Source organism: Erythrobacter sp. SCSIO 43205 (assembly GCF_019904235.1).
GTDB lineage: Bacteria > Pseudomonadota > Alphaproteobacteria > Sphingomonadales > Sphingomonadaceae > Erythrobacter.
The window spans coordinates 540,843-565,805 of sequence record NZ_CP063202.1 but is presented as its reverse complement, the minus strand read 5'-3'; the positions used below and the strand labels follow the sequence as shown (position 1 = coordinate 565,805).

The window sequence follows — 24,963 nt, the reverse complement described above, 5'->3', positions numbered from 1 at the left end:
GCCCGAAGGCTGCTGGCAAGCCTCAGGCTTTATGCAACGCTGTGGCTTTGCCGGGGCGCAATCGAGTTCAGGCCCTTTTTACAAGCGGCAGTAAGCGGATTTTCGATCCGACGGTGCACGAGCACACCGACCCAGCACGCAAGCGCCATGACAACCACGAACGCGAGCGGTCCGGGCAGGAGAGGAGCGACGAAAATCGAACAGATCTGAAGCGTAAAGAGGTGCGAGAGATAAATCGCATAGGACGCATCGGCGAGAAGGCTTGGAAGCTTCCATTTGCGCAAATATCCGTCCATTGAGCGAGCGCCCGCAACGATGGCGAGGGTGGGCACAAAGACCGAGGCGGCGAAGCTGTCGGTGAACTGGGGTAGGGTGGCAAGGCCTGCAAAACCAGCGACGCAGACCCAAACTGGGAGCCTCAGATCAAACCGGGCAAGCGCCATACCGGCCACAAACAGGAGCAGAAGCTGGCTTGCAAAATAGGCGATGACAGGCGGCCAATCGACCAGATGTGAAGAGAGTGAAAACAACCCCAGAGCCACAGCGGCGACCCACACCCGCCATTTTTCAGGAACCAGCAGGATCGCGGCAAAGACGAAATAGAAGAACATTTCGAAATTGAGTGACCAGCCCGGCTCAAGCAACGGTGAGCGCATGGCTCCTGTGACCGGATCGGGGCTCGGCAGGAAGAGCAGCGAGCTTGCAAGATGGCCGAAATCCCATCCGGGCACAAAGGCGAGCCAGGCGATTGTCAGCACCCAATAAAGCGGTGCGATGCGGATAAAGCGTTTGCGCAGGAATTCACCCGGGCGCGTCGCGCGTCCGCTCGTCGACGTTACCATCACAAAGCCCGAAATAACGAAGAAGATCGCAACGCCTTGCTTCAGCCAATGGACGAGGCTTTCATCGTCAATCGCAACCAGCCCATAATTGAAGATGTGCACGGCAACGACCATCACCGCAGCGATCGCGCGCAGGTAATGGATCGACAGGAAATGAGCCGGATTGGGTGCCGCTGCTGTCATGGGGTTAGGCGTTACCCTCACCCTCATGAAAATTGCGTTTACTTGGCGTGCAGCGTGACTAGCTGGAGCTCGTCAATTGGACAAAAACGTCTTCAAGGTCGGCCTCTCTGGTGGTCACATCCTCAATTGTGAGCCCTTGGGCCTGAAGGATGGCGAGCACCTGGCCTGCGCTCATCTCGTCCTTGTCATAGGTGATCTCGACGCCGCGTTCCCCCGTCACCTCGACCTTGTGAAACGCCTCGTGCGAAGGCGCTTGGCTCACATCATTGGCAAGCGTTACCGCCACGATCTTTTCGCGCGCCATGTTGATGAGGTCGCGCGTAGGTTTTTTCGCGATGAGTTCGCCGTGGTTGATGATGGCAATCTCATCGCACAGCTCCTCAGCCTCTTCGAGATAGTGCGTGGTGAGGACGATGGTGACACCCTCGTCATTGAGCTCTTGCACCAGATCCCACAATTGGCGGCGCAATTCGACATCGACCCCTGCCGTTGGTTCATCAAGCACGAGAATGGGCGGAGAATGGACCATGGCCTTTGCCACCAAAAGCCGCCGTTTCATCCCGCCTGAAAGCGTTCTGGCATACGCGTTGCGCTTGTCTGCCAATCGCACCGCTTCGAGCAATTCCATGCTGCGGCGGTCTTTCTTGCCTATGCCATAAAAGCCGCCCTGATTTTCCAGAACCTCATAGGGTGTAAAGAAAGGGTCGAACACGATTTCCTGCGGCACGATGCCAATCGCGCGGCTTGCATTGCGGCGCTGTTCGTCAATGTCAAAGCCCCAGATCTCTGCCGAGCCCCCGGTCTTGTTAACGAGGCCGGCAAGGATATTGATCAGCGTCGACTTGCCTGCGCCATTGGGGCCAAGCAGCCCAAAGATTGACCCTTCGGGCACATCGAAGCTGACGCCCTTCAATGCCAATTTCCCTTCCGCCTCAGCCCCTTTTGCACCCTTGGGCGCGGCATAGCGTTTGACGAGGTTGTCGATGCGGATGGCTGGAGCACTCATGCCTATAGCCAATAAAGCGGGCGGTGAGGGACGCAAGAGGGCGCAAAAAGTAAATGGGCCGGTAACCGCGTTTAATCAGCCTCTACGCATAAACCCGGAGTATTGATGAAAGTGGAATGGAAAAGATTGGCACATTTTGCTTGCGCAAGAGCGCCCGCGCTGCGCGCGTCTTGTCCGCTGTGATAGCGGCGAGCGCTGGGCTGTTCCTTGCGCCTCAGGCAGCGCTTGCCCAATCCGATACCAACGTCGACGCGCGCACAACTCTTATCGCGCCTTTGTCGCTGGCGAAGCTGTCGGACATGGATTTTGGCGACCTTATTGTGACAACCGGGGGTACAGTTGTGCTCAACCCGGATGTGGTGACCACCTGTATCGCGACCGGTGGGGTTGTCCACACACAGGAATGTCAGGCGGCGACTTTCATTGGCCTTGGCGCCTCTGGCCAAAGGGTGCGTGTGCGTCGACCCGTCGGAAACACGATCACTCTTACCGGGCCAGGCACAGATATGATCGTTACCGATTTGACCATCAATGGCGGAGCAACTCTGACGCCGGTTAATTCGAACCCCAATTGGGAACGCTTCTTGATCAACACTCTTGATGGAAGCTTCATCTTCCGCGTTGGGGGCACGCTCAATGTCAACGCGAATCAGGCCCCGGGCCTTTACACCGGCACTTTCGATATCCGGATTGATTACCAATAGGTGGTGAAGGCAAAGTTGGCCTTTTTATACGCGACGATCTGAGTTGAATTTGGTGCTCACTGGCATTAATCGGTGAGCCTATGGACACACCAGCACTCGTACCAGAGACAATCACAGTCGATACCCGCCGCGTTTCGTGCGACGGGGCAAGCTCCATTCGCGGCGGCAAGAATTATCGCCCGGCGGCTTTGGGCCATCCGCGCGTTTATATGCAGATCGATGAGAGCGGATATGTCGATTGCGGATATTGCGACCGGCGTTTTATCCTGCGCGGCGGCCCGGCGGACATCAACGGCGTCTAAATCGCTGAATTTTTGAAAAATTCACAAGGCTGCCCCTGCATTTTCAAGGATAGTTAATTTTTTCGGCCTAGGGGTTTCCACCTACAAAGGTTGGGTCGATATTAAATGCACTGCTTAAAAAACCTCACAAGGCTGCTTTCAGCCATATTGTGCCTGTGGGCGCTGCCCTCAGCAGCGCTTGCTCAAGAAACAGAACCAGCCGAGGCGCGCGCCTTTCTGGTGACGCCGCTTAGTTTCGTTAAGCAGTATGATCTTGATTTTGGCGACATCATTCCGGGCAATACCGACGGCGAACTAGTGATGGATTCAGCCGGGCTGGTCAGCACCACCGGCGGCATCATTCAGATCGACGGCACTCAGCAACCGGCGCGGTTTTGGGGCTATGGACAGTATTTACAGACCGTTTTGATCAATGTGGATGCCAATCAACACATCCTCACGCGTTCGGGCGGCACCGAAACATTGTTGATGGACGCCATGCTGATCGGTTCGCAGCCCCCGATCATCATCAACACCAACCCTCGCCGCTTTCGTATTGTGAACCCGGACGGCTATTTCTCCTTCACCATCGCGGGCCGGCTCCAGGTTCCAGCAGACACTCTACCGGGCGTTTACGAAGGCCAGTTTGCTCTCACACTCGAATATGAGTGAAGGGCGCGGGCCCTCTCCCGGCTGATCCCGGCTGATCCTGTCTGATCAGCGCGCAAACCCTTGGTCAGCACCGGTTCAGCGGCCTCATGTGATATATGGGCGCTTCATTGAAGGAGTGCGCCATGATTCGTTTTACCGCCACCACTGCGCGCGCCGCTCTTACACGAGCCGCCGCCCTCACCTTTCTCGCCGCCTCGCCTGTGATGGCTGATGATGCGTCAGGCGAGGAGCCTGGCGCTGAGCTTTCCAAGGGTGAGGCGCGCCTTGCCAAAATGCTTGAAGGGCGCGAGGCGGGCGAGCCGGTGAATTGCATCAATAGCCTTGGTCACCAACGCATCACCACGATTGACGGGACAGCTTATGTCTATGGCCGTGGCAACACGATCTATGTGCAGCGGACCACAAGGCCACAGGACATTGATCAGGACGATGTTCTTGTTCTTCGACGTTTCAACGGGTCACAAATCTGCCGTCAGGACACCGCCAACACACTCGAACGCTACTCCGGTTTCCTCACCGGCGTTGTGCGGTTTGAAGATTTTGTGCCTTACACACGCATCGAAAAGGCGTCCGAGGACGCGCGCTAATCCGGCGTAGCGGGCGCAACAATCAAAAGCGGGCCTTGGGCGCTTTGCCCCGGCCCGCTTTTGTGCGTGCGCGTTAAAGCCGCAGCTTTACGCAGCAAGCATTGCGCCCATGCGTTTGGTGATGATCTCTTCGGCCTCGGCCATGATCCCATCGATCAGCTCTTTGCACGTTGGAATATCGTTGATGAGGCCTGCAACCATGCCGCAAGACCACGCGCCCTTGTCCATCTCGCCTTCCATCATGATCGAGGGGTAAACGCCTGCGACCTCTGGCAGGATGTCCTCAAATTTAAGGTCATCGCCAAGCTCCTTTTCCTTCTGCAAAAGCCGCTCGACCGCTTCATTGGTCATCACCCGCTCGGTGTTGCGAAGCGGGCGCATGACGAGGCGCGTGTCGAGCTCGGAAGCGGCCACAATCGCTTTCTTCACATTCTCATGAACCGGGGCTTCTTTGGTGGCGATAAAGCGCGTGCCCATGTTCATCCCCTGCGCGCCCATGGCAAGGCTTGCCACCAAGCTGCGACCATCGGCCATGCCGCCTGAGGAGACGAAGGGGATTTCAAGCTCGTCGGCTGCTCGCGGGAGAAGGATAAAGTTTGGCACATCGTCTTCGCCCGGGTGTCCGCCACATTCAAAACCATCGACCGACACCGCATCACAGCCAATCTCTTGCGCTTTCAAAGAGTGGCGAACGCTGGTGCATTTGTGGATCACCTTGATGCCTGCATCTTTGAGCGCTGGCAGCACTTCTTGCGGATTGCGGCCGGCGGTTTCGACGACTTTCACACCGCCCTCGATGATGACTTTGACAAGGCCGGGGTAATCGGGCGGCGTCAGCGAGGGGAGGAACGTCAGGTTCACGCCAAACGGTTTGTCAGTCATATCCTTGCAGCGCGCGATTTCATTGGCGAGCTTTTCGGGCGTTCCTTGGGTAAGGCCGGTGATAATGCCGAGGCCGCCCGCATTGGACACAGCCGCCGCCATTTCAGCAAAGCCGACATAGTGCATCCCGCCCTGGATAATCGGATGCTGAATACCGAACATTTCGGTTATTGCGGTTTTCATGTGGTGATCCTTCCCTTGAATGATTGTTTGCGCGCGAACCAAGCCGATAAACGGTCTGCTTGCAAGGGTGGTTTTTGTGCACGATAGCCAGCCGAACTCGCTGACGCAGCGCGCCGTAACGTCAGCCCCTGGTCTTCGCTTCACCGCGAACAATCGGGCCAGTTTCGCAGAAGTCGCTCACCACACAGATATCGCATTTGGGAATGCGCGCACGGCACACTTTCTTGCCAAACTGGATGAGCCAGAAATGCCCATCGCGCATCGCCCATTGGGGTGAGCGTTCTTCCAATTGCTGCGCGGTTTTCTCGGCGGTTTTTGCATCCGTCAGACCAATACGATTGCACACCCGATGAACGTGCGTATCGACCGCGATGGTGTCGTGACCAAAGGTAAAGCTCATCACGATGTCGGCGCATTTGCGGCCAATGCCGGGCAAGCTCATCAACCCCTCGCGCGTGTCGGGCACAACGCCGCCATGCTCTTCGATAAGGCTGGTGCAAAACTTGCGAATGCTCTTCGTCTTGTTGTTGTAAAGCCCGCATGGGCGGATCGCCTCGCGGATCGCATCGTCATCGAGAGCCAGCATCGCCTCAGGTGTTTTAGCAAGCTTGAACAACGCCCTGGTCGCCGTCGCCGTGTTCCGGTCCAATGATTGCGCAGACAGCATACACGAGATGCACGAGCGAAACGCGTCAGGCTGTCCCTTTGGCCCCTTGGCATTCTTGGTGCGCCCCGGCATAGCCTTGGAAAGACTGCGGTAAACTTGATCGACCTCTTTTTCTGACAACATGATAAACGAAACGCACCGCGCCCGATTTCGTTCTCGACGCCCGCTCATCAGGAGACACATTCATGTCCGCCAACCCTCACGGTTTCACTCTCAATCACACCATGCTGCGGATCAAGGATCCTGATGCTAGCCTTGCATTTTATTGCGGGGTTCTGGGTATGACGCTGCTGCGCAAAGTGGATGTGGAGGCAGGCGAATTTTCGCTTTATTTCCTTGGCTTTACGCAAAGCGAAGACGAAGTGCCCGAAGACGCAAAAGAGGCCATGGAATATGTCTTCTCGCGCCAAGGCGTGCTTGAATTGACTCACAATTGGGGCACGGAGGACGAAGAAGGGGCCGTCTATCACGACGGCAATTCAGAGCCGCGCGGCTTTGGCCATATCGCGCTTGATGTGCCTGACTTTGAAGCGGCGATTGCCCATTTTGACGAGCAAGGTGTCACCTATCAAAAGCGCCCCGAAGACGGCGCGATGCGGCATATCGCCTTTATCAAGGACCCCGATGGTTACTGGGTTGAAATCTTGAGCGCTCAAATGATGGCGGGACTTTAAGAGCCCGTCCGACAATCATTGCGCACCGGACATCCTTCGCACTGGGGCGCGCGCGGGCGGCAGAAGGTTTGGCCCAATTTCTTCAACAGCAAATGGTGCTCGTCCATATCGGCTGCCGACCATTCTGGCGGCACAATGGGCATGAGCGCGTCATAAGTTCTTGCCGTGTCTGCCTTAGGCGGCACCAGCCCCATACGCTGCATTATGCGCCGGTGGTGGCCGTCAATCACCATGGCCTTGCGGTCAAAGGTGCTCGCATTCATCACTCCGGCTGAATTCTTGCGCGCGACACCGGGCAGCGTTTCCAGCCACGCCATCGCTTGCTCTAAAGGCAGGTTAGAGAGGTCGGCAAGGCTGACACTGCCCCGCTCCTCGATAATGGCTTGAAGACACGCCTTGAGGCGCTTTGCCGCCACCGAGGGAAAGCTCTGGCGCTGAAGGCGCTCTTCAAGCTCATCTTCGGAACGCTCAGCCACCCTCTCCCACGATCCGAACTCGGCCAAAAGCCCATCGGTGGAGGCATTGGAGGCCGCGGTCTTGGTCTGCGCACCAATCACCCCGTGCACCAGCACCCACTCCGGGCTTCGCCGCTTGTCCGGGGGCCGAACGATCCGCCCGAAACACTCGATCAACGCAGATTGGCTTCGGCGCAAAATGTCTGTGCGATTATCCGGTCCAAGGTCGAATTGCATGAACAGCCTTGTGAAGGCTGGCTAGGCATGAGGCAAGCTGCCCAAATTCCTCAAACCCTACGCACGAGGCTCAAATATTCTTTGCACCCGGAATTTGTTTGGCGATGAACCAGCTGATCGGGACCGATAAGACCAGAGCGCCAAGCGCAGCCCAAAGGATCGGCTCGAAAGTTGACTGCATATTCATGGTGAGAACAGCGACAACGGCCGCTCCCATCAAGCTGGTTGCGATTACCGGAAACAAGATCGCTGCGATCTTCAACATGATCGGCCCTTTCCATCAAAAGCGTGAAAAGAACCCTGCCGCGCGGCTGAGCGCAAAGCATTGATCTGGCTCAAATGAAAAGGCCGCGAGTTTACCGCTGGAACGCAATCGAGAAGGTAACTGGCACAACCGGCGTTATGGATGGGAGCCCTGCGAGTTCTTGAAGCTCAGCCAACTCATCGACGAGTTCGAACTGGGCCGCGTTTACGATTACCGGTTTGTCAGTGACAGCAATCACGCGGTCAGGTCCGGCGCGCGTGACGCTCACCTCGGCCTGAAACGGGGCCTCGACCCCCACCAGTGAGAGCGTGCCATCAAGGGTAGTATCAAGGCTTTCGCCCACACCCAGCGCCTCAAACGCGGCGGGATCAATCTTGGCTGTGACTGTCGCCTTGGGATTGTCGGCCACGTTAAAGAAAATCTCGCGCATCCGCTCGTTGCGGATGTCAACGCCGGTGGAAACACTCGCGAGGTCGATTTCGACGGTCGCTTCGCCATTGCCCTGAACCGTTCCGGTAAGCGTTTCAAAGCTGTTGGTTTCAGCGATCTCGCCAGCCTTGATCGAAACATAGGAAAGCTCGGACGCGGCGCTGTCGACCTCCCATGCGCCCTCGATCACGGGAGCAGGTTCGCTCGCGGTTTGCCCGCAAGCTGCGAGGGTCAGGAGCGTTGAGGCGGCTGCAATACGCAAGGCTGTCATGGTCGTAATCCGTTCAAGAATTGATTTAATGTCTTGCTATCAGAACGAAGATGCTGGGCAAAGGTTTCGACCTATTCCCACTCAATCGTGCCCGGAGGCTTCGACGTGTAGTCATAGACCACGCGGTTGATGCCCTGCACTTCGTTCACGATGCGGGTTGCGACTTGGGTCAGGAAGCCCGCGTCGAAGGGGTACACATCGGCGGTCATGCCGTCGGTTGAGGTCACCGCGCGAAGGCCGCACACGCTGTCATAGGTGCGCCCGTCGCCCATCACGCCTACGGTTTTGACCGGGAGCAGCACAGCAAAGGCCTGCCAGATTGCATCATAAAGCCCGGCGTTGCGAATCTCTTCAAGGTAAATCGCATCGGCTTTGCGCAAGATGTCACAGCGTTCCTTGGTGACTTCGCCGGGGATGCGGATCGCAAGGCCGGGGCCGGGGAACGGATGACGCCCTACGAAAGCTTCTGGCAAACCAAGCTCGCGGCCCAGATCGCGCACCTCGTCTTTGAAAAGTTCGCGCAAAGGCTCGACCAGTTCCATGTTCATACGCTCTGGAAGGCCGCCGACATTGTGGTGGCTCTTGATCGTGACCGATGGCCCGCCGGTGAAGCTGACGCTTTCGATCACATCGGGGTAAAGCGTGCCCTGTGCCAAGAAATCCGCCCCGCCGACTTTTTTGGCCTCTGCTTCGAACAGATCGATGAAGGCAGCGCCGATAAATTTGCGCTTTTTCTCAGGATCGGTGACGCCTTTGAGGCCAGCCAAGAATGTCTCCTCAGCATCCACCGCGACGAGCGGGATATTATAATGGTCGCGGAAAAGGGTGACGACCTGCTCGGTTTCATTGAGGCGCATAAGGCCGTGATCAACATAAACGCAGGTCAACTGGTCGCCGATTGCCTCGTGGATGAGGACCGCTGCCACAGCCGAATCGACCCCGCCCGACAGACCGCAAATGACGCGGCCATCGCCTACTTGCTCGCGAATTTCCTCAATCTTGGTTTTGCGAAATTCGGCCATGGTCCAATCGCCTGCAAGACCGCAGACATGGCGCACGAAATTGGCCAGCAGCTTGCCTCCGTCGGGCGTATGGACGACTTCGGGGTGGAACTGGGTGCCGTAGAACTTGCGTTTTTCGTCAGCGATCACCGCGAAAGGCGCGCCGTCGGAGGTTGCAACGATTTCAAAGCCGGGCGCAAATTGGGTGACCTTGTCGCCGTGGCTCATCCAGACCTGATGGCGCTCTCCCTCGGCCCAAAGGCCATCGAACAAGGCGCAATCCTTGGTCACAGTGAGATAAGCGCGGCCAAATTCGCCGCCTTCTCCGGTTTCATGCCCCGGGCGCACTTCACCGCCCAATTGCTGGCTCATCACTTGCTGGCCATAGCAGATGCCAAGGATAGGAACGCCCGCTTCAAAAAAGCTTTGCGGGCAACGGGGGCTACCTTCGTCAGGGACGCTCGCGGGCGAGCCTGAAAGGATAATCCCCTTGGGATTAAGCCGCTTGAACGCCTCTTCGGCCATGGTGAAAGGCGCAATTTCGGAATAGACACCCGCTTCGCGCACGCGGCGCGCGATTAGTTGCGTTACCTGGCTGCCGAAATCGACAATCAGGATCGAATCTGGAAGATGATCTGCTTGCATGATAGCGCCGTTAATGCAGCGCCGTGCTCACTGTCCAGCACCGCGCTGTGTGAGAGTGCAAATTCGCGAAATCTTTTGTTGCATATTTTGCAATCTATCTGCGCATTTTGTCATTTGAGTTTCACGCCATCGAACATCATTAGAGCCCCAGCGCGTCACCGCCAGCCTCTTCTCTTCTCCAAACTGGCGGCCGCGCGTCAGGCGACGTTGAAGCTTTCCCCGACTTTTCGCGTCGTCGGACCGCTTGCCGCAAGGCCAGCAGCCAAATCATAGCGCGCCTTTGGGCAGCCTCGATGTCTTCCAGCATCCGGGCCTTCCACCCCAAAGGCTTTGCGCTAGAGCAGCGCCCCCTCGCTGTGGTTGTTTGTCTTGATAGTCGGCGTTGAGCGTTTGTGTGGTGCTGCAATAGTGAGCGCTGGGATCTGCAAACGCGACGCTGACGTGCAAGGCGCTTTGCTGCGATAAGCAGCGAGCGAGACGCGGCCACCACTCTCTCTCCCTCTCCCAATGGTGGCCGCGTCTCAAACCTTTTCGGTCAAGGCGCTCAAGCGGTATCGCTCATGCGTTATCGCTCATGCGGGCCGCCGCCTCATCGCGAAGCTCGGTTTTCAGAAGCTTGCCGATGTGGCTGCGCGGCATTTCCTCAATTGCGAAAAGTTGAGAGAGGCGCTGCGTTTTGCCTAGGCGCGCGTTCACGCTTGCCAGAATGTCGCTGGTCACACGCGCGCTTTCACCCAGCACCACGAAACCCACCGGCGTTTCTCCCCATGCCTTTGATGGCACACCGATGACAGCCGCCTCAACAACGTCGCCTTCTTTCAAAAGCTCGTTTTCAAGGTCGATGGGATAGATGTTGAAGCCGCCTGAAATAATCATGTCTTTAGACCGCCCGACAAGCTCGACGAAGCCATCTTCATCGACGCGGGCTATGTCGCCCATGCGCATCCAGACATCGCCATTTTCATCGACATATTGCGCCTCGGACGTTTTGTCGGGCTGGTTTTTATAGCCGCTCATCATAGTGGCTGATCGACCAATCAGATTGCCCGGAGTGCCCGGTGCCACTTCGTTGTCGTCATCGTCGAGCACCTTCAATTCGCTCCCCGGAGCAGGCCTGCCGACGGTGTGGAGTTTGTCGGGAAATTCGTGCGCTTGCAAAAGGCACACAACGCCCCCTTCAGTCATCGAATATATCTCGACCAACCCGCCCGGCATCCGCGCCAAAACCTCGCGCTTAAGCTCAGCGGAAAAAGGCGCTGAAGTGCAGTATTTGAGAGTGAGCGAGCTCAAATCGAAATCGTCAAAGCCGTCAAAATCCATCAGGCGTTGATACTGGACGGGCACCAGCATGGTGATCGTCGTGCGGTCTTTTGATGCGTGTCCCAGCCAGCGCGCGCAATCAAATTTGCCCATCACCCGAACGGTGCCGCCCGCGAGAAGGACAGGCAAAAAGCCGACCATTGTGGTGTTCGAATAAAGCGGCGTTGAGGCAAGGCTGCGCACCGCAAAACCGGCTTCGAGATAGGAGACGGCGGTCGATGCAAATTGCAGCCAGCGCATTTTGTGCGAATGGACAATTCCCTTGGGAATGCCAGTGGTGCCGCTGGAATAAATGATATTGAATGCATCGCTTGGCTCAGGCACAAAATCGGGCGCGCGAGTGCCGGGAGCCGCCATCCATGTGCCGATCTCCTCCAAGGGCACGCGGATCATCTCCGCCATGAAATCGGGGCCAAGTTCACTGGCCTTTGCTGCGTCAATGAAGAGGTGGCGCGCGCCCGAATCCTTGGCCATCCCGGCAAGCTGCTGCGGCGAGGCGCTTGTGGTCAGCGGCGCTGCAACCCCGCCTGCACGTATGGCCGCCAGGAAAACGAGGGCGTAATTGACGCTGCTTGTACCGAGGATCGCAACCGATTGACCCCGCTCAAGGCCCGTTTCGACAAGGCGCGCGGCGAGCCGCTCGACCTCTCCGATAAGCTCGGCCCAGGCGACATCACGTGTGTCATCGACAATCGCGATCGCATCAGGCTGTGCCTGCGACCACATCTGCAAGATTTGCGGAAAAGAGCCGAAGCTCTGTGCGAGGCGCTCTCCCATAACGGCGCTGATTGTGTTGTCATTCATGGCACGAATGAATGCGTTGATGAACGCGCCTTCGCAAGTGTTTTGCAGATTTTACGGGGAGATGGTGCGGAATTCTTTACCCCTTTGCCGCAGATTGGCGGCGCAAGGAGTAATAGCAATGCTGCGAGGTGATGAGTTGAGGAAACCGATCAAATGCGTACTCGCCTGCGCCAGCGCAGCCTTAGTGCTCGCCTCATCAAGCGCATTATCAGCACAAGACATCGCCAAGCCTTCGATTATCGGCAAGGAAGAGACGCTTGACGACGGACAGGTTGTAACCCGGCTTATGCCCGGTGAGGCGCCGCCGAGCGAAGCGCAAGATGAACAGCCAACCGGGCAGCCAACCGAACAGCCCGCCGACCAATCAACGCGCGGTCAACCGCGAGCGGGCACCGGCGCACCTTCCGTGCTTGCAATTGTCGCGCACCCTGATGACGAACTCGTATTCGCCCCTGCGCTCGCCCGCATTGCGCGCGAAGGGGGCGAGGTGACGCTCGTTTTTGCAACCAGCGGGGATCAGGGGCCTGGCGTAAGCGGGCTTGAGCCAGGCGATGCGCTTGCCGATTTGCGCGAAGACGAAGCGCGCTGCTCAGCCTTTGCGCTGGGACTGGAAGAGCCGATTTACTGGCGTTTGGGCGATGGTACGCTGGCGACGCAAGCGCGCAATACGCAAACGGCGATGCGCGATATGGGCGAGAGGATTGCCGGGCTTATCGCGCTGCACGACCCAAGCGTCATTATGACCTGGGGGCCTGATGGCGGTTATGGCCACGCTGACCACCGCATCACATCAAGCGCGGTCACACAGATTGTGCAAGCCATGGGGCCAGATCGGCCTGACCTGCTCTACGCTGCCTTTCCCCTCAGCGAGGGCGGAGAGGATGACAGCGATGCACCTCCCGGCTTTGAAGGCTGGGCGCGCACGCATCCATCGCTCATCACCGATCGGATCGCCTATGAGCCCTTTGACCTTGATGCCGCAATGGCAGCGGTCAATTGTTATGAAAGCCAGTTCGATGGAGCTGCCCGCCAAGCGCTTGCCGGAACGCTGCACCAACAGGTGTGGCGCGGGAAAGTGGCGTTCCGCCTCGCCTTTGCAAAGCCTCGCTAAAGCCTAACCTGCGCCAAGCGAACCGAGCGTAAAGGCGAGGATCACGCCAATGGCGGTCGCAATCCCGGCCCATTGGCAATCCTCGTCATAGGCTTTGGGGAAGACTTCGGTCGCAAGGCTCGCCACCACTGCCCCGGCAGCAAAGGATCGTATAATTGCAAGCGTGCTCTCACTAACGGTATCGAGCAGCATATTACCAGCAATCGCCGCTAGCGACAGGATAGCGGCTGTTACCGCCCATATTGCAACAATGCGCGCCTTGCTCCACCCGCTGTCGCGCATATCGCGCGCACCGCCCGCCGCCTCGGGCAAGTTGGACAGAAGGATCGAACCTGCCAGTGCGGCAACCTCCATCGGTCCAGCAGCAATCAAGGCGACGCCAAGGGCAAGGTTTTCAGGAATACCGTCAAGCGTGATCGCAGCAAGCAATCCTCCGCCTGAATCCTCGCCCATCTTGTTGGCGATCAGACGATCGACAAACACGAACACCAATGCGCCCGCGCCAACACCTGCCATGGCGTGTAACACAGAGCTTTGTTCGATAGCGGGCTGGATCAGCTCTGTCGTTACCGAGAGCAGCAGCGCACCGCCGGCAATAGCGACAAGGAAGCCCTCAAGCTGCTTGCCCAAATGCCCATAGGCACCCCACAAAGCCCCGATAATCAGCGCCCCGCTGACTACTGCAATCACGACAAACATCATGGCCATAAGGCGACAATGCGCGAGGCCTTTAGAGCGTTCCACTTTGATGATGCTTTAGGCGGTGGAAAAGCACGGGATTGGCGCATGAAAACCTTTAGCTTCGCTCTCTCAGCGCCTATATATTGGGGATGGACAACACTTCGAATAACGAACCGCAAAACGCCCCCACTGGCAGCAGTGCCCCTGAAAAACGTCAAGGCGAATATGGCGCTGATTCCATTAAGGTTTTGAAGGGTCTTGACGCGGTCCGCAAGCGCCCTGGGATGTATATCGGTGACACTGATGATGGCTCTGGCCTGCATCACATGGTGTTCGAAGTGTCCGATAACGCCATCGATGAAGCGTTGGCAGGGCACTGCGACCTTGTTTTGATCGAACTCAATCCCGATGGCAGCGTCTCTGTCGAGGACAACGGGCGCGGCATTCCGGTGGGGATGCACAAGGAGGAAGGCGTCTCAGCCGCAGAAGTCATCATGACGCAGCTGCACGCTGGCGGTAAGTTTGAAAACACATCAGACGACAACGCTTACAAGGTTTCTGGCGGCCTGCACGGCGTGGGCGTCTCGGTGGTGAACGCGCTGTCCGAATGGCTTGAGCTTACCATCTGGCGCGAGGGTAAAGAGCACTGGATGCGCTTTGAGCACGGCGATGCGGTGAACAGCCTCGAAGTCAAAGGCGACGCGCCCAAGGTTGATCAAAACCCGGACGATGATGGCTTCAAAAAAGGCACACGCGTCACCTTCAAAGCATCGACCGATACGTTCAAAAACGTCACCGAGTTCGATTTTGAAAAGCTTGAGCATCGTTATCGTGAGCTGGCCTTCCTTAATTCAGGCGTGCGCATTCTCATCCGCGATAAGCGCCATGAGGAGGTGGTCGAACACGACCTGTTCTACGAAGGCGGGATTGCTGCCTTCGTGCGTTGGCTCGATCGCAACAAGGAAGCGCTCATTTCCGATCCCATTTCCGTCTCGGCGGAGAAGGACGGGATTGGCATCGACGTCGCTCTCGAATGGAACGACAGCTATTATGAAAACGTGCTGTGTTTCACCAACAATATCCCTCAACGCGACGGGGGCACACACTTGGCGGCCTTCCGTGCTGCGCTCACACGGACGCTGAATGGCTATGCCGACCGCGAGGGGCTTCTGAAGAAAGAGAAAGTCTCGCTGTCCGGCGAAGATATGCGCGAAGGTTTGACCGCGATTGTCAGCGTGAAACTGCCCGATCCCAAATTCTCTTCGCAAACCAAAGACAAGCTCGTCTCCTCCGAGGTGCGCCAGCCGCTGGAATCGCTGATGGGTGAGAAGATGACCGAGTGGCTGGAGGAAAATCCGGCCGATGCCAAGGCCATCATCCAAAAGATCATCGATGCCGCCGCCGCGCGTGAAGCGGCAAAACGCGCCCGCGAAATGAGCCGCAAGGGCGCGATGAGCGTGGCTTCGCTTCCCGGAAAACTCTCCGATTGCCGCGAGCGCGATGCGACCAAGGCCGAAATCTTCCTGGTCGAGGGTGATTCCGCAGGTGGCTCAGCCAAAGGCGGGCGTGACAGCCAGTATCAGGCGATCCTTCCGCTTAAGGGTAAGATTTTGAACGTCGAGCGCGCGCGCTTTGACCGGATCATTTCGTCCAAAGAGGTCGGCACTCTCATCCAGGCGATGGGCACCGGTATCCGCGACGAATTTGACCTTGAGAAGCTGCGCTATCACAAGATTGTGATCATGACCGACGCTGACGTCGACGGGGCGCACATCCGCACACTGCTGCTGACCTTCTTTCACCGCCAGATGCCCGAAATCATCAAGGCAGGGCACCTCTACATCGCTCAGCCGCCTTTGTTCAAAGTCGCGAAGGGCAAAAGCGAGGTGTACCTCAAGGACGAGGGCGCACTTGACCGCTATCTGGTGGATGCAGGGCTACAGGGACGGATCCTTGAAACCTCCGGCGGTGCGCGTTCGGGCGAAGATTTGCGCGCCCTCGTCGATGGGGCATTGCGCCTTAAAAACATGATCGCCTTCGTGCCGCGCCGTTACAACACCGGTATTATCGAGCAGATGGCCCTTTCCGGCGCACTTCAGCCGGGATTGTCCGATGCCGAACAGCTCAGAGCGCTCGAAGAAACCGCCGAAAGGCTTGAGGCGGGCGATCAGGACGCGAAATGGAGCGTGCGCGTGCTCGAAAGCGGCACCGTTCAGTTCTCGCGTTTGTGGCGCGGCGTTACCGACGTGCACGAAATCGAAGGGCGCTTCCTCACCTCAACCGAGGCGCAAAAGCTCCACTCCATCGCCGCCGATCAGGCTGACGCCTATGGCGCGCCAGTGCGCTTCGTGAAGGCAGGCGAGGAAAGCGAGGCGGAAGCAGACACCGAAAGCGATGAGGATACAGGCGACGACACTGCCGTCCTCGCCGAAGACGCGATCACGCGCCCGAGCCAGTTGCTCGAAGCGGTGCTCGCCGCCGGGCGCAAGGGCCTCTCGATCAGCCGTTATAAAGGTCTTGGCGAGATGAACCCCGAACAGCTTTGGGAAACCACGCTCGACCCGGAAAACCGCATCCTTCTGCAGGTAAAGGTCGAAGACGCAGATGTGACCGATGAGATTTTCACAAGGCTCATGGGTGATGTGGTCGAGCCGCGCCGCGAGTTTATTCAGGACAACGCGTTGAGTGTCGCAAATCTCGACGTTTAAGCTCATGGTCTTGGCTTCAGGCGAAGGCCTATGAAAGCCCGGTTCCAGCTGCGCAAGCTCGGGCTGCTGAGAAGGCTGAGCAATCAGAACTTCATCCGCGATGCGTGCCAGAACGCCTATCTTGGCGATCATATTGCCCTTGCCCGCGTTCTTGGCCGTTACAAGATGTTCCTCGACACACGCGATGTGGCCTTTGCACCCCATATGCTCACCGATGGCTATTGGGAAATGGCGCACACCGAAGTGATGGCACGGCTCGTCAAGAAAGGCATGAAAGCGGTCGATCTTGGCGCCAACCTTGGGTACTTCACCCTGATAATGGCTGAACGTGTCGGTGCTTCGGGCGCTGTGCACGCATTTGAGCCCAACCCTCATATTGCAAAACTCCTGCGCGATACGGTCGAAATCAACAGCTTCGCGCGGCGCACTGTGGTGCATGAAATCGCATTGAGTAACGCCAATGGCGAAATTGATTTTTTCATCGACCCCTCGCGGCCAATGAATGCAACCGTCCATCCCAGGCCCGGCCACGAAGAGGTCAAGGTGCCAACCGCGCGGTTCGATGAGATCGCTGATCTGGAAGACTGCGACTTTGTAAAGATCGACGTCGAAGGGGCTGAGGAAGCTGTATGGGCCGGAATGGACAAACGCATTGCGAACCCTCGCCCACTTACTGTAATCTTGGAATTCACTCCGGGTCGCTATGGCGACGCAGGCGCCTTTATCGACACATTCGAGCATCAGGGCTTTTCGCTCAGCTATATTCACCGATGGCGCGGCATAGTCGCCACAAGCAAAAGCGAAATCCTCGCAAAGCCGGGAGATGTCGATCAACTTCTTGTCCTGCAACGCTAAGGCCTGAGCGACCAATTATTGCCAGGACGCAATTCTTCATGCGTGCAGGCTCTTGATCTTAGCCCCTTAAAGCCCGACATCATAAGCAATGTCAGAAGCTGAACCCAACGATACAACCGCGCTCGAACATTGGAGCTTTCTCCTTATTCTGGCGACAGTTTCCGTGTTGCTCGTTTGGGTTACATGGCCCTTTGTCGGACCGCTTATGTGGGCGACACTGGCAGCGATCATGTTCCAGCCTTTATACAAATGGTCGCTGATAAAGACGCGCGGACGGCGTAATCCGGCAGCCGCGCTTTCGCTGGTGATTATCTTTGTCGCAGTGCTCTTGCCAGCGCTCTGGCTGGGTTCTGTGGTTGTCAATGAAGCGATCAAGCTTATCAATGAGCTGCAAGCCAACCCCATCGATGTCAGAGCGGTCATCGATGACGTCTACGCTATGCTTCCTGAACCCGTTCAACGCTTTGCCGCCGACAATGGGTTTTCCAATTTCGCCACCATTCAGGACCGCTTGCAGGAAATATTGGGCGAAAGCGCAGGCATTATCGCAAGCGAGGCGATCTCTATCGGCAGCGGTGCGCTCGGTTTCTTCTTAAGCTTTGCGATCGGACTTTATGTCCTGTTCTTTCTCCTGCGCGACGGCTCGCGCATCGGCGAGACACTGGTGCACTCCGCTCCGCTCGACCGCGAAATTGCCGAAAGACTGGCTGAGCGTTTTCTTGGAATTGTCCGCGCCGTCATCAAGGGATCGGGCGTGGTTGGTGTAGTACAAGGCACGATTGGCGGCATTGTGCTCGCCATTGCGGGCGTGCCCTCATCCTTGCTGCTGGGCGTGATGATGGCAATCCTTGCGCTTATTCCGGCAGTCGGCACAGCGCTTGTTTGGGTGCCTGCGGGTATATGGCTGATCGTTATCGGCGAGGTATGGCAGGGCGTTTTCGTTCTTGGCGCAGGCGCTATCATTATCTCAAGCGTCGACAATGTCCTTCGCCCCATCCTCGTGGGCCGCGACACGGGTATTCCCGACTGGATCATCTTGGTGACCACGCTGGGCGGCATTTCGCTCGCTGGTTTTTCCGGCATTGTGCTTGGCCCTCTGGTCGCCGGGATGTTCCTTGCAAGCTGGTCGATCCTGCAAGAGCTGCGCGCCGAGGACGAAGAATCGCTGGAGCGCTATCGCATGAGAGTGGGCGTTGATGGGCGCGCGCGCAGCGATGAGGAGCTGGAACAGCTTGAACGCCTTTCCGACAGCGAGGCCGCAAAAGCCTTGCAGACACAGGACGGATAGGCCCAAAACGATGCGCTCTATGGTCACACCGGGAAGTCAGGCGGAGGAAGTTGGCCGTCTTATCCTTGCAGGCTTTATCGTGATGGCGCTGCCTGCGCTCCCCTTTGGCAATTACCTCGTCTACCCCTTCACCATTGTGACCACATGGTTTCATGAAATGGGCCACGGACTGGCTGCGCAATTGTTGGGGCAGGACTTTGTCCGCTTGCAGATATTTGCCGATGGCTCCGGTGTCGCGGAAAGCCGGATCGCCAGCGACGCATCGCGCCTTCTGCGCGCAGGGATCGCAGCGGGAGGGCCCCTTGGCCCGATTTTCGTTGGCTCAGCCCTGATCCTCGCAAGCGCGCACCCAAAACTGTGGCGTCCGGCCCTTTGGGGTTTGTCAGCGGCCCTGTTTGCCTCGGTTATCCTCTATGTACGCTCAAGCACAGGCTTTGCGGTTCTGCCGCTGATTGCCCTCACCCTTGCTCTCATCGCATGGAAAGCCGCGCCCGGCTTCAACCGCTTTGCCCTGCAGTTTCTGGGCGTGCTGGGTGCGATGAGTATGCTGAACGATTGCAGATATTTCTTCACCGAAGAGGTTGTGATTGGCGGGCGCTCAATGCTCTCTGACACGGGCCAGATCGAAGCCGCACTTCTCCTCCCGCACTGGGTCTGGGCAATCCTCATCCTGCTGACATCGGCAATCATGGTGGGGGCGAGCCTCAAATATGCCTTATCGGAAAAACGTCGCCTTGCGCTTCAGCCCAAACGTCCTGCCAATGTCCTGCAATTCCGGCGATTGACAGACCGCGACCGCTAAATGCCTCAGTGTGTGGCGACGCGGATGGTGTTTACGCCCTTGGACTCCTCACCAGCTTCGCCTGACAGACCGATGAAGATCGTATCAACGATGCGCGCCAGCTTTTCCTCGGTCAGTTTTTCGCCGAGGTAAATGAGCGAATCCGGAATGGTGTAATTGGACACCATCTGATTGATCAAAGACAAGGTTTCATCAATCGAAAGCCCGGCGAAATACCCCTCGGCCTGAGCCTGAACGATAAGCTCGCACAGATAGTGGTCCGCCAGATCGACATAGGAACGCACGCGCTCAAAATTGGCCGCGCCCATTTCGCAGATCATGGTGAAGTTTTCTGGATCATCACGCCAGCGCTGACGCGAGATCACGAAGCGTTGACGGAAAAATTCATACATTTTGCGCGTCGGAGGAAGGTCGGTTTCGAGCACCTCCTCCATCGCTTTCATATGCGGGGCAAGCCAGATCGCCGCGACCGCATCAAACAGATCGTCATAATCGGGAAACACCCATTCAAACCGGCTGCGCGACAGGCCGCTTTCGGTTTGCGCGGTTGCATAGGAAATCTCCGTCCCGCGCTGTTTCACAAGGTCAACGACCATGGTCGCGATGCGATTGCGCTCTTTCTGGCGGGTTTCTTCGGTCATGGGCATGACTTGGGGACGTCTCCTGACTGGCGACGTAGATAGGGATGCTGTGCGAAGGGTTAAAGGCATAATGTCACAAAATTGGTGCAGCGCGACATAAAATTCGATGAAAGGCCCTTAGGTAGCCATGCCCTGCTCATCTGGCGCCTAGAACTCGTTTTTGCCCGCGATAATGTCTTTGGCCTGCTGTTCCAGCACTTTGTAGCGTTCAAGATCGGGTATTTTGGAGCGGAACCACTCAGCGATCTTGAGCAAGTCTTCACCGTAATTGCCCGTTGGCATCATGGGCGGACTAAAGCCGATGGTGCGTTTGTCATTGTCAGCATAGGCCAAAACGATGGGTACACCCGCTGCCTTGGCGATGTTGTAAAAGCCCGATTTCCACTTGCCGTCCGAGCTTCGCGTGCCTTCCACGGCGATCACCAGATTGAGCTCGGTGCGGCGCGCGAATTCTTCTTTCATCTGCTCGACCGTGTTGGCGCGGCGGGTCCGGTCAACGGAAATTCCGCCCATATCGAGCATGAAATTGCGCATTACCCCTTGGAACAGCGTGTGCTTTCCCATGAAGTTGGGTTGGATGCCGAGCTTCTTGGTCGCGCCTGCGAAGAAGACGAAATCCCAGTTGGAGGTATGCGGCGCGCCCGCGATCACGCATTTCTTCACGCCTTGCGGAAAGCGCTCTTCGATCTGCCATCCCATCCAGTGATAGAAGAACAAAATGATCCGGTTCACGAGCCGCGACAGCAACGTGACATTGCGGGTTTCGTTATGTTTCAAGCGATGATCCCTCTTCTCTCTCGGCCAACGGCTTAGCAGTTACGTTGCGGAAAGCGAGAGGGATTTGATGCGTGAGGGTGAGCACCACCGTCCCACAACCGTCATCCTGAACTTGTTTCAGGATCCATTTCACGATCAAGCTAGGGGCTTCATTGCGTCTATTGCGCCGGCCCCAAGTTTACTGCTCTTCCTCGCTTTGATGAATGCGATCATGACATTGTTGGCAAACGGCTCTAAGCTCCCAAAGAAATTCTTCGCCAATGTGCTCGTAAGTGATGTGATGCACTTCAGTGGCCGCCCGATCCAAGCACCCTTCGCATGTTCCGTTTGCTCTTTTGAGCACCTTTTCACGCTTATCTCGCCATTCAGACGAATTGAGATACTCTTGATATTCAAGCGCATTTTGAGAATCTTGTTGAGCAAAGTGGTCTGACTGCACGACCGACCAAGCTCTGCGCCGGCCATCATAGTAGTCGTCGTAAGCGTTTGAGGAACCTTCAGGAACGCTGTCTAAATCTCTGATTTTGGTCTTGGCGATCCATGCACCTTCATGAAAGCCACATTTCGTGCATTGCAATCGATAGTTCGGTTGGCCGTTTGAAAAGACAAACTTATGAACCTTTAGATCGTGATCTCGACATTCAGAGTCTAACCAGTGTCGGAAGTCGCGCTCTAACTCCGCGGTAATAGCAAGCTTCTTGGAACGCTTTGCACCCTCCGGCTTGAACCATGTCATGATAGCCAATTGGTCGGGATCTAAATCTGATTCATAAGCCATAGCCTACAAGTAACAGCGGAACGTAATAGGAACAACTACATTCTAAACACACCGAACTGAGGCCGCTCCGCAATCGGTGCCTCCAGCGTCGCCGCAAACGCCAGCCCCAGCACATCCCTAGTCTGCACCGGATCGATCACCCCGTCATCCCACAGCCTTGCGGTGGCGTAGTAGGGGTTGCCTTCGTCCTCATACTTCTGCCGTATCGGGGCTTTGAAGGCCTCGGCCTCTTCCTCGCTCCATTTGTCCGCGTCGCGGTGCACGGTGGCTAGCACGGATGCGGCTTGCTCTCCGCCCATCACCGAGATCCGCGCATTGGGCCAGGTGAAGAGGAAGCGCGGGGAGTAGGCCCTGCCCGCCATGCCGTAATTGCCTGCGCCAAAGCTGCCGCCGATGACCACGGTGATCTTGGGCACACTGGCGGTGGCAACGGCGGTCACGAGCTTTGCGCCATGCTTGGCGATCCCTTCCGCCTCATATTTGCCGCCGACCATAAAGCCGCTGATGTTTTGCAGGAAAAGAAGTGGGATGCGCCGCTGGCAGGCAAGCTCGATAAAGTGCGCGCCCTTTTGAGCGCTTTCGGAGAACAGCACGCCGTTATTGGCGATAATCCCGACCGGCATCCCCCAGATATGCGCAAACCCGCAAACGAGCGTTGAGCCGTAATGCGCTTTGAACTCGTGGAACTCGGACCCGTCCACCAGCCGCGCAATCACCTCTTTCACATCATAAGGCGCGCGCACATCGTCGGGCACAATGGAATAGAGGTCGTCAGCGTCGAACTTTGGCGGGCGCGGGTCTTTCAATGCTATGTCCTTGGCAGCCCCCGTGTTCGCGCCCAGCTGGCTGACAATATCACGCACGATGGTGAGCGCGTGCTCGTCATTCTCGGCCAAGTGATCGACCACGCCCGATTTTCTCGCGTGAAGGTCACCGCCGCCAAGATCCTCGGCGCTGATTTCCTCACCCGTCGCCGCCTTCACCAGCGGAGGGCCAGCGAGGAAAATCGTGCCTTGGTTCCTCACAATCACCGTCTCATCGGACATAGCGGGAACGTACGCGCCGCCCGCCGTGCAAGAGCCCATCACACAGGCAATCTGCGGGATGCCAAGCGCCGACATATTCGCCTGATTAAAGAAGATGCGCCCAAAGTGATCGCGGTCGGGAAAAACCTCCGCCTGATGCGGGAGGTTCGCCCCGCCGCTATCGACGAGGTAGATGCACGGCAGGCGGTTTTCCTGCGCGATTTCCTGCGCGCGAAGGTGCTTCTTCACCGTCATCGGATAGTAGGTGCCGCCCTTCACCGTCGCATCGTTGCAAACGATCATTACCTGACGCCCCGAGACGCGCCCGATGCCGCAGATGATGGAGGCAGCGTTCACATCACCCTCATACATCCCATTGGCGGCAAGCTGGCCGATTTCGAGGAAAGGTGAACCCGGATCGAGCAGCCGCTCCACCCGCTCACGGGGCAAGAGTTTCCCGCGCGACACATGCCGCTCGCGGCTACGCTCCGGCCCGCCGAGCGAGGCCTTTGCGACCGCTTTGCGAAGGTCGCTCGCAAGCGCTCTGTTATGCTCCGCGCGCGCCTTCGCCTCAGGCGCTTCGATGTCGAGCTTGGTGGTGAGAACGGGTGCAGTCATATTTGATTCCCAATAATAACGAGCGCGCCGCTAGCGACCATGAGAAATGGCCGAGGGTTCAGGGAGCGCCTTTTTATCGCACTCACCGAAACTCCGACGATGACAATAGAACCGAAAACTGTTTCAAGCTCTGGAGGTATACCGGGGAGAAGCAGTAACGTCACGGTGCCTCCCAGCCAAAAAAGAGCAACGAAAAATATCGCGATTACGGCATTATGAAGCTGATGACCTGCCTCGTCCGAACGAGCAGCCTTTAGGAGCCAGCGAGTTAAGTCACCTGCGAAGACGTAGTGGGCTGAGGCGATGAAGACCAACGCCAAGGCGACATAGTGAAGGATCACCCGCCAGCCCCAATCAATTCGCGCCCGATCAGCATCCGGCGGATCTCATTGGTGCCAGCGCCAATATCCAGAAGCTTCGCATCGCGCATATAACGCTCGACCGGCCAGTCGGTGGTGTAGCCTGCGCCGCCCAGCGCTTGGACGCTTTCGGCTGCGACTTTGAACGAGTTCTCGCTCGCATAAAGGATCGCGCCCGCCGCATCGAAGCGGGTTGTCTGGTTCGCATCACACGCTTTGGCCACCGCATAAACATAGGCGCGCGCGGTTTGCAGAGCGACATACATATCCGCGATCTTGCCCTGCATGAGCTGGAACGAGCCGATGGGTTTGCCGAATTGCTTACGCTCGCGAACGTAAGGGATGACCGTGTCGAGACACGCCTGCATGATACCGATCGAAAGCCCGGCGAGCACCACGCGTTCATAATCAAGACCGCTCATCAAAACGCCGACGCCGCCATTGACCGGGCCCATTACGTTTTCTTCGGGCACTTCGCAATTGTCGAAGACCAGCTCTGCGGTGGGAGAGCCACGCATACCAACCTTCTCGATCTTCTGACCGATGGAAAAGCCGGGCATACCTTTTTCGATGAGGAATGCCGTAATCCCGCGCGAACCAGCGGCACCGTCGGTCTTGGCGTAGACCACCAGCGTGTCCGCCTCGCTTGCATTGGTGATCCAAAACTTGGTGCCATTCAGCACATAACCGCCCTCAATCGCGTCGGCCTTCAGTTTCATCGACACAACGTCAGAACCCGCGCCCGCTTCCGACATGGCGAGCGAGCCGACGTGCTCCCCGCTGATCAGTTTGGGCAGATACTTTGCTTTTTGTTCAGGCGTAGCCCAGCGGCGGATTTGATTGATGCAAAGGTTGGAGTGCGCGCCGTAGGATAAGGAGAGCGACGCGCTTGCCCGCGCGACCTCTTCGACCGCGATCACGTGTTCGATATATCCAAGGCCAAGCCCGCCATCTTCTTCATCGACGGTGATTCCGTGCATCCCCAGATCGCCCATTGCGCGCCACACTTCCTCGCGCGGGAAATAATCCTCACGGTCGATTTTATCGCCCAATGGCATGAGCTGTTCATCGACAAAACGGCCCACACTTTCGCGGATCATTTCAGCAGATTCGCCCAGCTGGAAATCGAAATCAGGGGTGGCTCGCATCGGTGCTCTCTCACAAACTCGTGTTCAATTATTGCGCTGCTTAGCAATTATCTTGGGTCACGCC

25 protein-coding genes are annotated in these 24,963 nt (G+C 57.2%); 10 read left to right on the top strand and 15 right to left on the bottom strand.

Annotated elements, in window-relative coordinates; genetic code table 11:
* Positions 1 to 29: 29 nt before the first annotated feature.
* Both INR77_RS02770 and INR77_RS02765 read right to left on the bottom strand, forming a co-directional pair.
* Complete coding sequence (locus INR77_RS02770) at positions 30 to 1,025, bottom strand: acyltransferase (protein ID WP_223072423.1); 996 nt, start codon at positions 1,023 to 1,025, stop codon at positions 30 to 32.
* 58 nt (positions 1,026 to 1,083) lie between these two features.
* On the bottom strand, positions 1,084 to 2,031 hold the full coding sequence (locus INR77_RS02765) for an ABC transporter ATP-binding protein (protein WP_223072422.1): 948 nt from the start codon (positions 2,029 to 2,031) through the stop codon (positions 1,084 to 1,086).
* Positions 2,032 to 2,147: 116 nt separating this feature from the next.
* Between INR77_RS02765 and INR77_RS02760 the strand changes: the two genes are divergently transcribed.
* The 4 genes from INR77_RS02760 (at position 2,148) to INR77_RS02745 (ending at position 4,275) form a co-directional block, all read left to right on the top strand.
* The gene (locus tag INR77_RS02760) at positions 2,148 to 2,735 is read left to right on the top strand and encodes a DUF4402 domain-containing protein (protein ID WP_223072421.1); all 588 of its coding nucleotides are present in this window, start codon (positions 2,148 to 2,150) and stop codon (positions 2,733 to 2,735) included.
* 80 nt (positions 2,736 to 2,815) lie between these two features.
* Complete coding sequence (locus INR77_RS02755) at positions 2,816 to 3,037, top strand: zinc-finger domain-containing protein (RefSeq protein ID WP_223072420.1); 222 nt, start codon at positions 2,816 to 2,818, stop codon at positions 3,035 to 3,037.
* Positions 3,038 to 3,142: 105 nt separating this feature from the next.
* Positions 3,143 to 3,688: a DUF4402 domain-containing protein gene (locus INR77_RS02750; RefSeq protein ID WP_223072419.1), complete on the top strand. Its 546-nt coding sequence runs from the start codon at positions 3,143 to 3,145 to the stop codon at positions 3,686 to 3,688.
* Between the two features lie 122 nt (positions 3,689 to 3,810).
* Positions 3,811 to 4,275: a hypothetical protein gene (locus tag INR77_RS02745; protein WP_223072418.1), complete on the top strand. Its 465-nt coding sequence runs from the start codon at positions 3,811 to 3,813 to the stop codon at positions 4,273 to 4,275.
* Between the two features lie 87 nt (positions 4,276 to 4,362).
* Here the strand turns inward: INR77_RS02745 and INR77_RS02740 are convergent, their stop codons facing one another.
* Together INR77_RS02740 and nth (INR77_RS02735) are read right to left on the bottom strand one after the other, a co-directional pair.
* Positions 4,363 to 5,382, bottom strand: coding sequence for a nitronate monooxygenase family protein (locus tag INR77_RS02740; RefSeq protein ID WP_255573887.1), 1,020 nt, complete (start codon positions 5,380 to 5,382; stop codon positions 4,363 to 4,365).
* Between the two features lie 79 nt (positions 5,383 to 5,461).
* Positions 5,462 to 6,130, bottom strand: coding sequence for an endonuclease III (nth, locus tag INR77_RS02735; RefSeq protein WP_223072416.1), 669 nt, complete (start codon positions 6,128 to 6,130; stop codon positions 5,462 to 5,464).
* Positions 6,131 to 6,192: 62 nt separating this feature from the next.
* Here nth (INR77_RS02735) and gloA point away from each other — a divergent pair, with 62 nt between their 5' ends.
* Positions 6,193 to 6,681 (top strand): lactoylglutathione lyase, encoded by a 489-nt coding sequence (gene gloA, locus INR77_RS02730; RefSeq protein ID WP_223072415.1) that lies wholly within the window; start codon positions 6,193 to 6,195, stop codon positions 6,679 to 6,681.
* Here the strand turns inward: gloA and nth (INR77_RS02725) are convergent.
* From nth (INR77_RS02725) to INR77_RS02705, 5 genes are all read right to left on the bottom strand, one after another.
* Complete coding sequence (gene nth / locus INR77_RS02725) at positions 6,678 to 7,373, bottom strand: endonuclease III (RefSeq protein WP_223072414.1); 696 nt, start codon at positions 7,371 to 7,373, stop codon at positions 6,678 to 6,680. The genes gloA and nth (INR77_RS02725) overlap by 4 nt on opposite strands.
* A gap of 70 nt (positions 7,374 to 7,443) precedes the next feature.
* The gene (locus INR77_RS02720) at positions 7,444 to 7,638 is read right to left on the bottom strand and encodes a hypothetical protein (RefSeq protein ID WP_223072413.1); all 195 of its coding nucleotides are present in this window, start codon (positions 7,636 to 7,638) and stop codon (positions 7,444 to 7,446) included.
* 91 nt (positions 7,639 to 7,729) lie between these two features.
* A complete protein-coding gene (locus tag INR77_RS02715; protein ID WP_223072412.1) occupies positions 7,730 to 8,338 on the bottom strand; it encodes a YceI family protein in 609 nt (202 codons plus the stop codon).
* A 71-nt stretch (positions 8,339 to 8,409) separates the two neighbouring features.
* Entirely contained in the window at positions 8,410 to 9,984 is a 1,575-nt protein-coding gene (gene guaA, locus INR77_RS02710) for a glutamine-hydrolyzing GMP synthase (protein ID WP_223072411.1), read from the bottom strand.
* 558 nt (positions 9,985 to 10,542) lie between these two features.
* Entirely contained in the window at positions 10,543 to 12,108 is a 1,566-nt protein-coding gene (locus INR77_RS02705; protein WP_255573886.1) for a class I adenylate-forming enzyme family protein, read from the bottom strand.
* A gap of 118 nt (positions 12,109 to 12,226) precedes the next feature.
* On the opposite strand from INR77_RS02705, the gene INR77_RS02700 reads away from it, so the two are divergent.
* Positions 12,227 to 13,219, top strand: coding sequence for a PIG-L family deacetylase (locus tag INR77_RS02700; protein WP_223072410.1), 993 nt, complete (start codon positions 12,227 to 12,229; stop codon positions 13,217 to 13,219).
* A 3-nt stretch (positions 13,220 to 13,222) separates the two neighbouring features.
* Here INR77_RS02700 and INR77_RS02695 read toward each other — a convergent pair whose 3' ends face one another.
* Positions 13,223 to 13,963, bottom strand: coding sequence for a ZIP family metal transporter (locus INR77_RS02695; RefSeq protein ID WP_255573885.1), 741 nt, complete (start codon positions 13,961 to 13,963; stop codon positions 13,223 to 13,225).
* Between the two features lie 86 nt (positions 13,964 to 14,049).
* Here INR77_RS02695 and gyrB point away from each other — a divergent pair, with 86 nt between their 5' ends.
* The 4 genes from gyrB (at position 14,050) to INR77_RS02675 (ending at position 19,553) form a co-directional block, all read left to right on the top strand.
* Entirely contained in the window at positions 14,050 to 16,608 is a 2,559-nt protein-coding gene (gyrB, locus tag INR77_RS02690; RefSeq protein ID WP_223072409.1) for a DNA topoisomerase (ATP-hydrolyzing) subunit B, read from the top strand.
* 30 nt (positions 16,609 to 16,638) lie between these two features.
* The gene (locus INR77_RS02685) at positions 16,639 to 17,463 is read left to right on the top strand and encodes an FkbM family methyltransferase (protein ID WP_223072408.1); all 825 of its coding nucleotides are present in this window, start codon (positions 16,639 to 16,641) and stop codon (positions 17,461 to 17,463) included.
* An 88-nt stretch (positions 17,464 to 17,551) separates the two neighbouring features.
* Positions 17,552 to 18,751 (top strand): AI-2E family transporter, encoded by a 1,200-nt coding sequence (locus tag INR77_RS02680; protein ID WP_223072407.1) that lies wholly within the window; start codon positions 17,552 to 17,554, stop codon positions 18,749 to 18,751.
* Between the two features lie 19 nt (positions 18,752 to 18,770).
* The gene (locus tag INR77_RS02675; protein ID WP_255573884.1) at positions 18,771 to 19,553 is read left to right on the top strand and encodes a M50 family metallopeptidase; all 783 of its coding nucleotides are present in this window, start codon (positions 18,771 to 18,773) and stop codon (positions 19,551 to 19,553) included.
* A 5-nt stretch (positions 19,554 to 19,558) separates the two neighbouring features.
* Here INR77_RS02675 and INR77_RS02670 read toward each other — a convergent pair whose 3' ends face one another.
* The 5 genes from INR77_RS02670 to INR77_RS02650 all read right to left on the bottom strand — a co-directional run bounded on the left by INR77_RS02670 (position 19,559) and on the right by INR77_RS02650 (position 24,899).
* Complete coding sequence (locus tag INR77_RS02670; protein WP_255573883.1) at positions 19,559 to 20,194, bottom strand: hypothetical protein; 636 nt, start codon at positions 20,192 to 20,194, stop codon at positions 19,559 to 19,561.
* A 147-nt stretch (positions 20,195 to 20,341) separates the two neighbouring features.
* Complete coding sequence (locus INR77_RS02665; protein WP_223072404.1) at positions 20,342 to 20,971, bottom strand: lysophospholipid acyltransferase family protein; 630 nt, start codon at positions 20,969 to 20,971, stop codon at positions 20,342 to 20,344.
* A 178-nt stretch (positions 20,972 to 21,149) separates the two neighbouring features.
* Entirely contained in the window at positions 21,150 to 21,749 is a 600-nt protein-coding gene (locus INR77_RS02660) for an HNH endonuclease (RefSeq protein ID WP_223072403.1), read from the bottom strand.
* Between the two features lie 35 nt (positions 21,750 to 21,784).
* Positions 21,785 to 23,392 (bottom strand): carboxyl transferase domain-containing protein, encoded by a 1,608-nt coding sequence (locus INR77_RS02655; protein WP_223072402.1) that lies wholly within the window; start codon positions 23,390 to 23,392, stop codon positions 21,785 to 21,787.
* A 337-nt stretch (positions 23,393 to 23,729) separates the two neighbouring features.
* Positions 23,730 to 24,899 carry an isovaleryl-CoA dehydrogenase gene (locus tag INR77_RS02650; protein ID WP_223072401.1) on the bottom strand — a complete coding sequence of 390 codons (1,170 nt, stop codon included), beginning with the start codon at positions 24,897 to 24,899 and terminating at the stop codon, positions 23,730 to 23,732.
* Between the last annotated feature and the right edge of the window lie 64 nt (positions 24,900 to 24,963).

What these genes read in the sequence shown, in the direction of transcription:
- INR77_RS02770 (WP_223072423.1), bottom strand. Translation starts at nt 1,025, where the DNA reads ATGACAGCAGCGGCACCCAATCCGGCTCATTTCCTGTCGATCCATTAC.
- INR77_RS02660 (WP_223072403.1), bottom strand. Translation starts at nt 21,749, where the DNA reads ATGGCTTATGAATCAGATTTAGATCCCGACCAATTGGCTATCATGACA.
- guaA (WP_223072411.1), bottom strand. Translation starts at nt 9,984, where the DNA reads ATGCAAGCAGATCATCTTCCAGATTCGATCCTGATTGTCGATTTCGGC.
- INR77_RS02745 (WP_223072418.1), top strand. Translation starts at nt 3,811, where the DNA reads ATGATTCGTTTTACCGCCACCACTGCGCGCGCCGCTCTTACACGAGCC.
- INR77_RS02760 (WP_223072421.1), top strand. Translation starts at nt 2,148, where the DNA reads ATGGAAAAGATTGGCACATTTTGCTTGCGCAAGAGCGCCCGCGCTGCG.
- INR77_RS02685 (WP_223072408.1), top strand. Translation starts at nt 16,639, where the DNA reads ATGAAAGCCCGGTTCCAGCTGCGCAAGCTCGGGCTGCTGAGAAGGCTG.
- INR77_RS02655 (WP_223072402.1), bottom strand. Translation starts at nt 23,392, where the DNA reads ATGACTGCACCCGTTCTCACCACCAAGCTCGACATCGAAGCGCCTGAG.
- INR77_RS02765 (WP_223072422.1), bottom strand. Translation starts at nt 2,031, where the DNA reads ATGAGTGCTCCAGCCATCCGCATCGACAACCTCGTCAAACGCTATGCC.
- gloA (WP_223072415.1), top strand. Translation starts at nt 6,193, where the DNA reads ATGTCCGCCAACCCTCACGGTTTCACTCTCAATCACACCATGCTGCGG.
- nth (WP_223072416.1), bottom strand. Translation starts at nt 6,130, where the DNA reads ATGTTGTCAGAAAAAGAGGTCGATCAAGTTTACCGCAGTCTTTCCAAG.
- nth (WP_223072414.1), bottom strand. Translation starts at nt 7,373, where the DNA reads ATGCAATTCGACCTTGGACCGGATAATCGCACAGACATTTTGCGCCGA.
- INR77_RS02705 (WP_255573886.1), bottom strand. Translation starts at nt 12,108, where the DNA reads ATGAATGACAACACAATCAGCGCCGTTATGGGAGAGCGCCTCGCACAG.
- INR77_RS02700 (WP_223072410.1), top strand. Translation starts at nt 12,227, where the DNA reads ATGCTGCGAGGTGATGAGTTGAGGAAACCGATCAAATGCGTACTCGCC.
- gyrB (WP_223072409.1), top strand. Translation starts at nt 14,050, where the DNA reads ATGGACAACACTTCGAATAACGAACCGCAAAACGCCCCCACTGGCAGC.
- INR77_RS02680 (WP_223072407.1), top strand. Translation starts at nt 17,552, where the DNA reads ATGTCAGAAGCTGAACCCAACGATACAACCGCGCTCGAACATTGGAGC.
- INR77_RS02650 (WP_223072401.1), bottom strand. Translation starts at nt 24,899, where the DNA reads ATGCGAGCCACCCCTGATTTCGATTTCCAGCTGGGCGAATCTGCTGAA.
- INR77_RS02720 (WP_223072413.1), bottom strand. Translation starts at nt 7,638, where the DNA reads ATGTTGAAGATCGCAGCGATCTTGTTTCCGGTAATCGCAACCAGCTTG.
- INR77_RS02715 (WP_223072412.1), bottom strand. Translation starts at nt 8,338, where the DNA reads ATGACAGCCTTGCGTATTGCAGCCGCCTCAACGCTCCTGACCCTCGCA.
- INR77_RS02675 (WP_255573884.1), top strand. Translation starts at nt 18,771, where the DNA reads ATGGTCACACCGGGAAGTCAGGCGGAGGAAGTTGGCCGTCTTATCCTT.
- INR77_RS02755 (WP_223072420.1), top strand. Translation starts at nt 2,816, where the DNA reads ATGGACACACCAGCACTCGTACCAGAGACAATCACAGTCGATACCCGC.
- INR77_RS02750 (WP_223072419.1), top strand. Translation starts at nt 3,143, where the DNA reads ATGCACTGCTTAAAAAACCTCACAAGGCTGCTTTCAGCCATATTGTGC.
- INR77_RS02670 (WP_255573883.1), bottom strand. Translation starts at nt 20,194, where the DNA reads ATGACCGAAGAAACCCGCCAGAAAGAGCGCAATCGCATCGCGACCATG.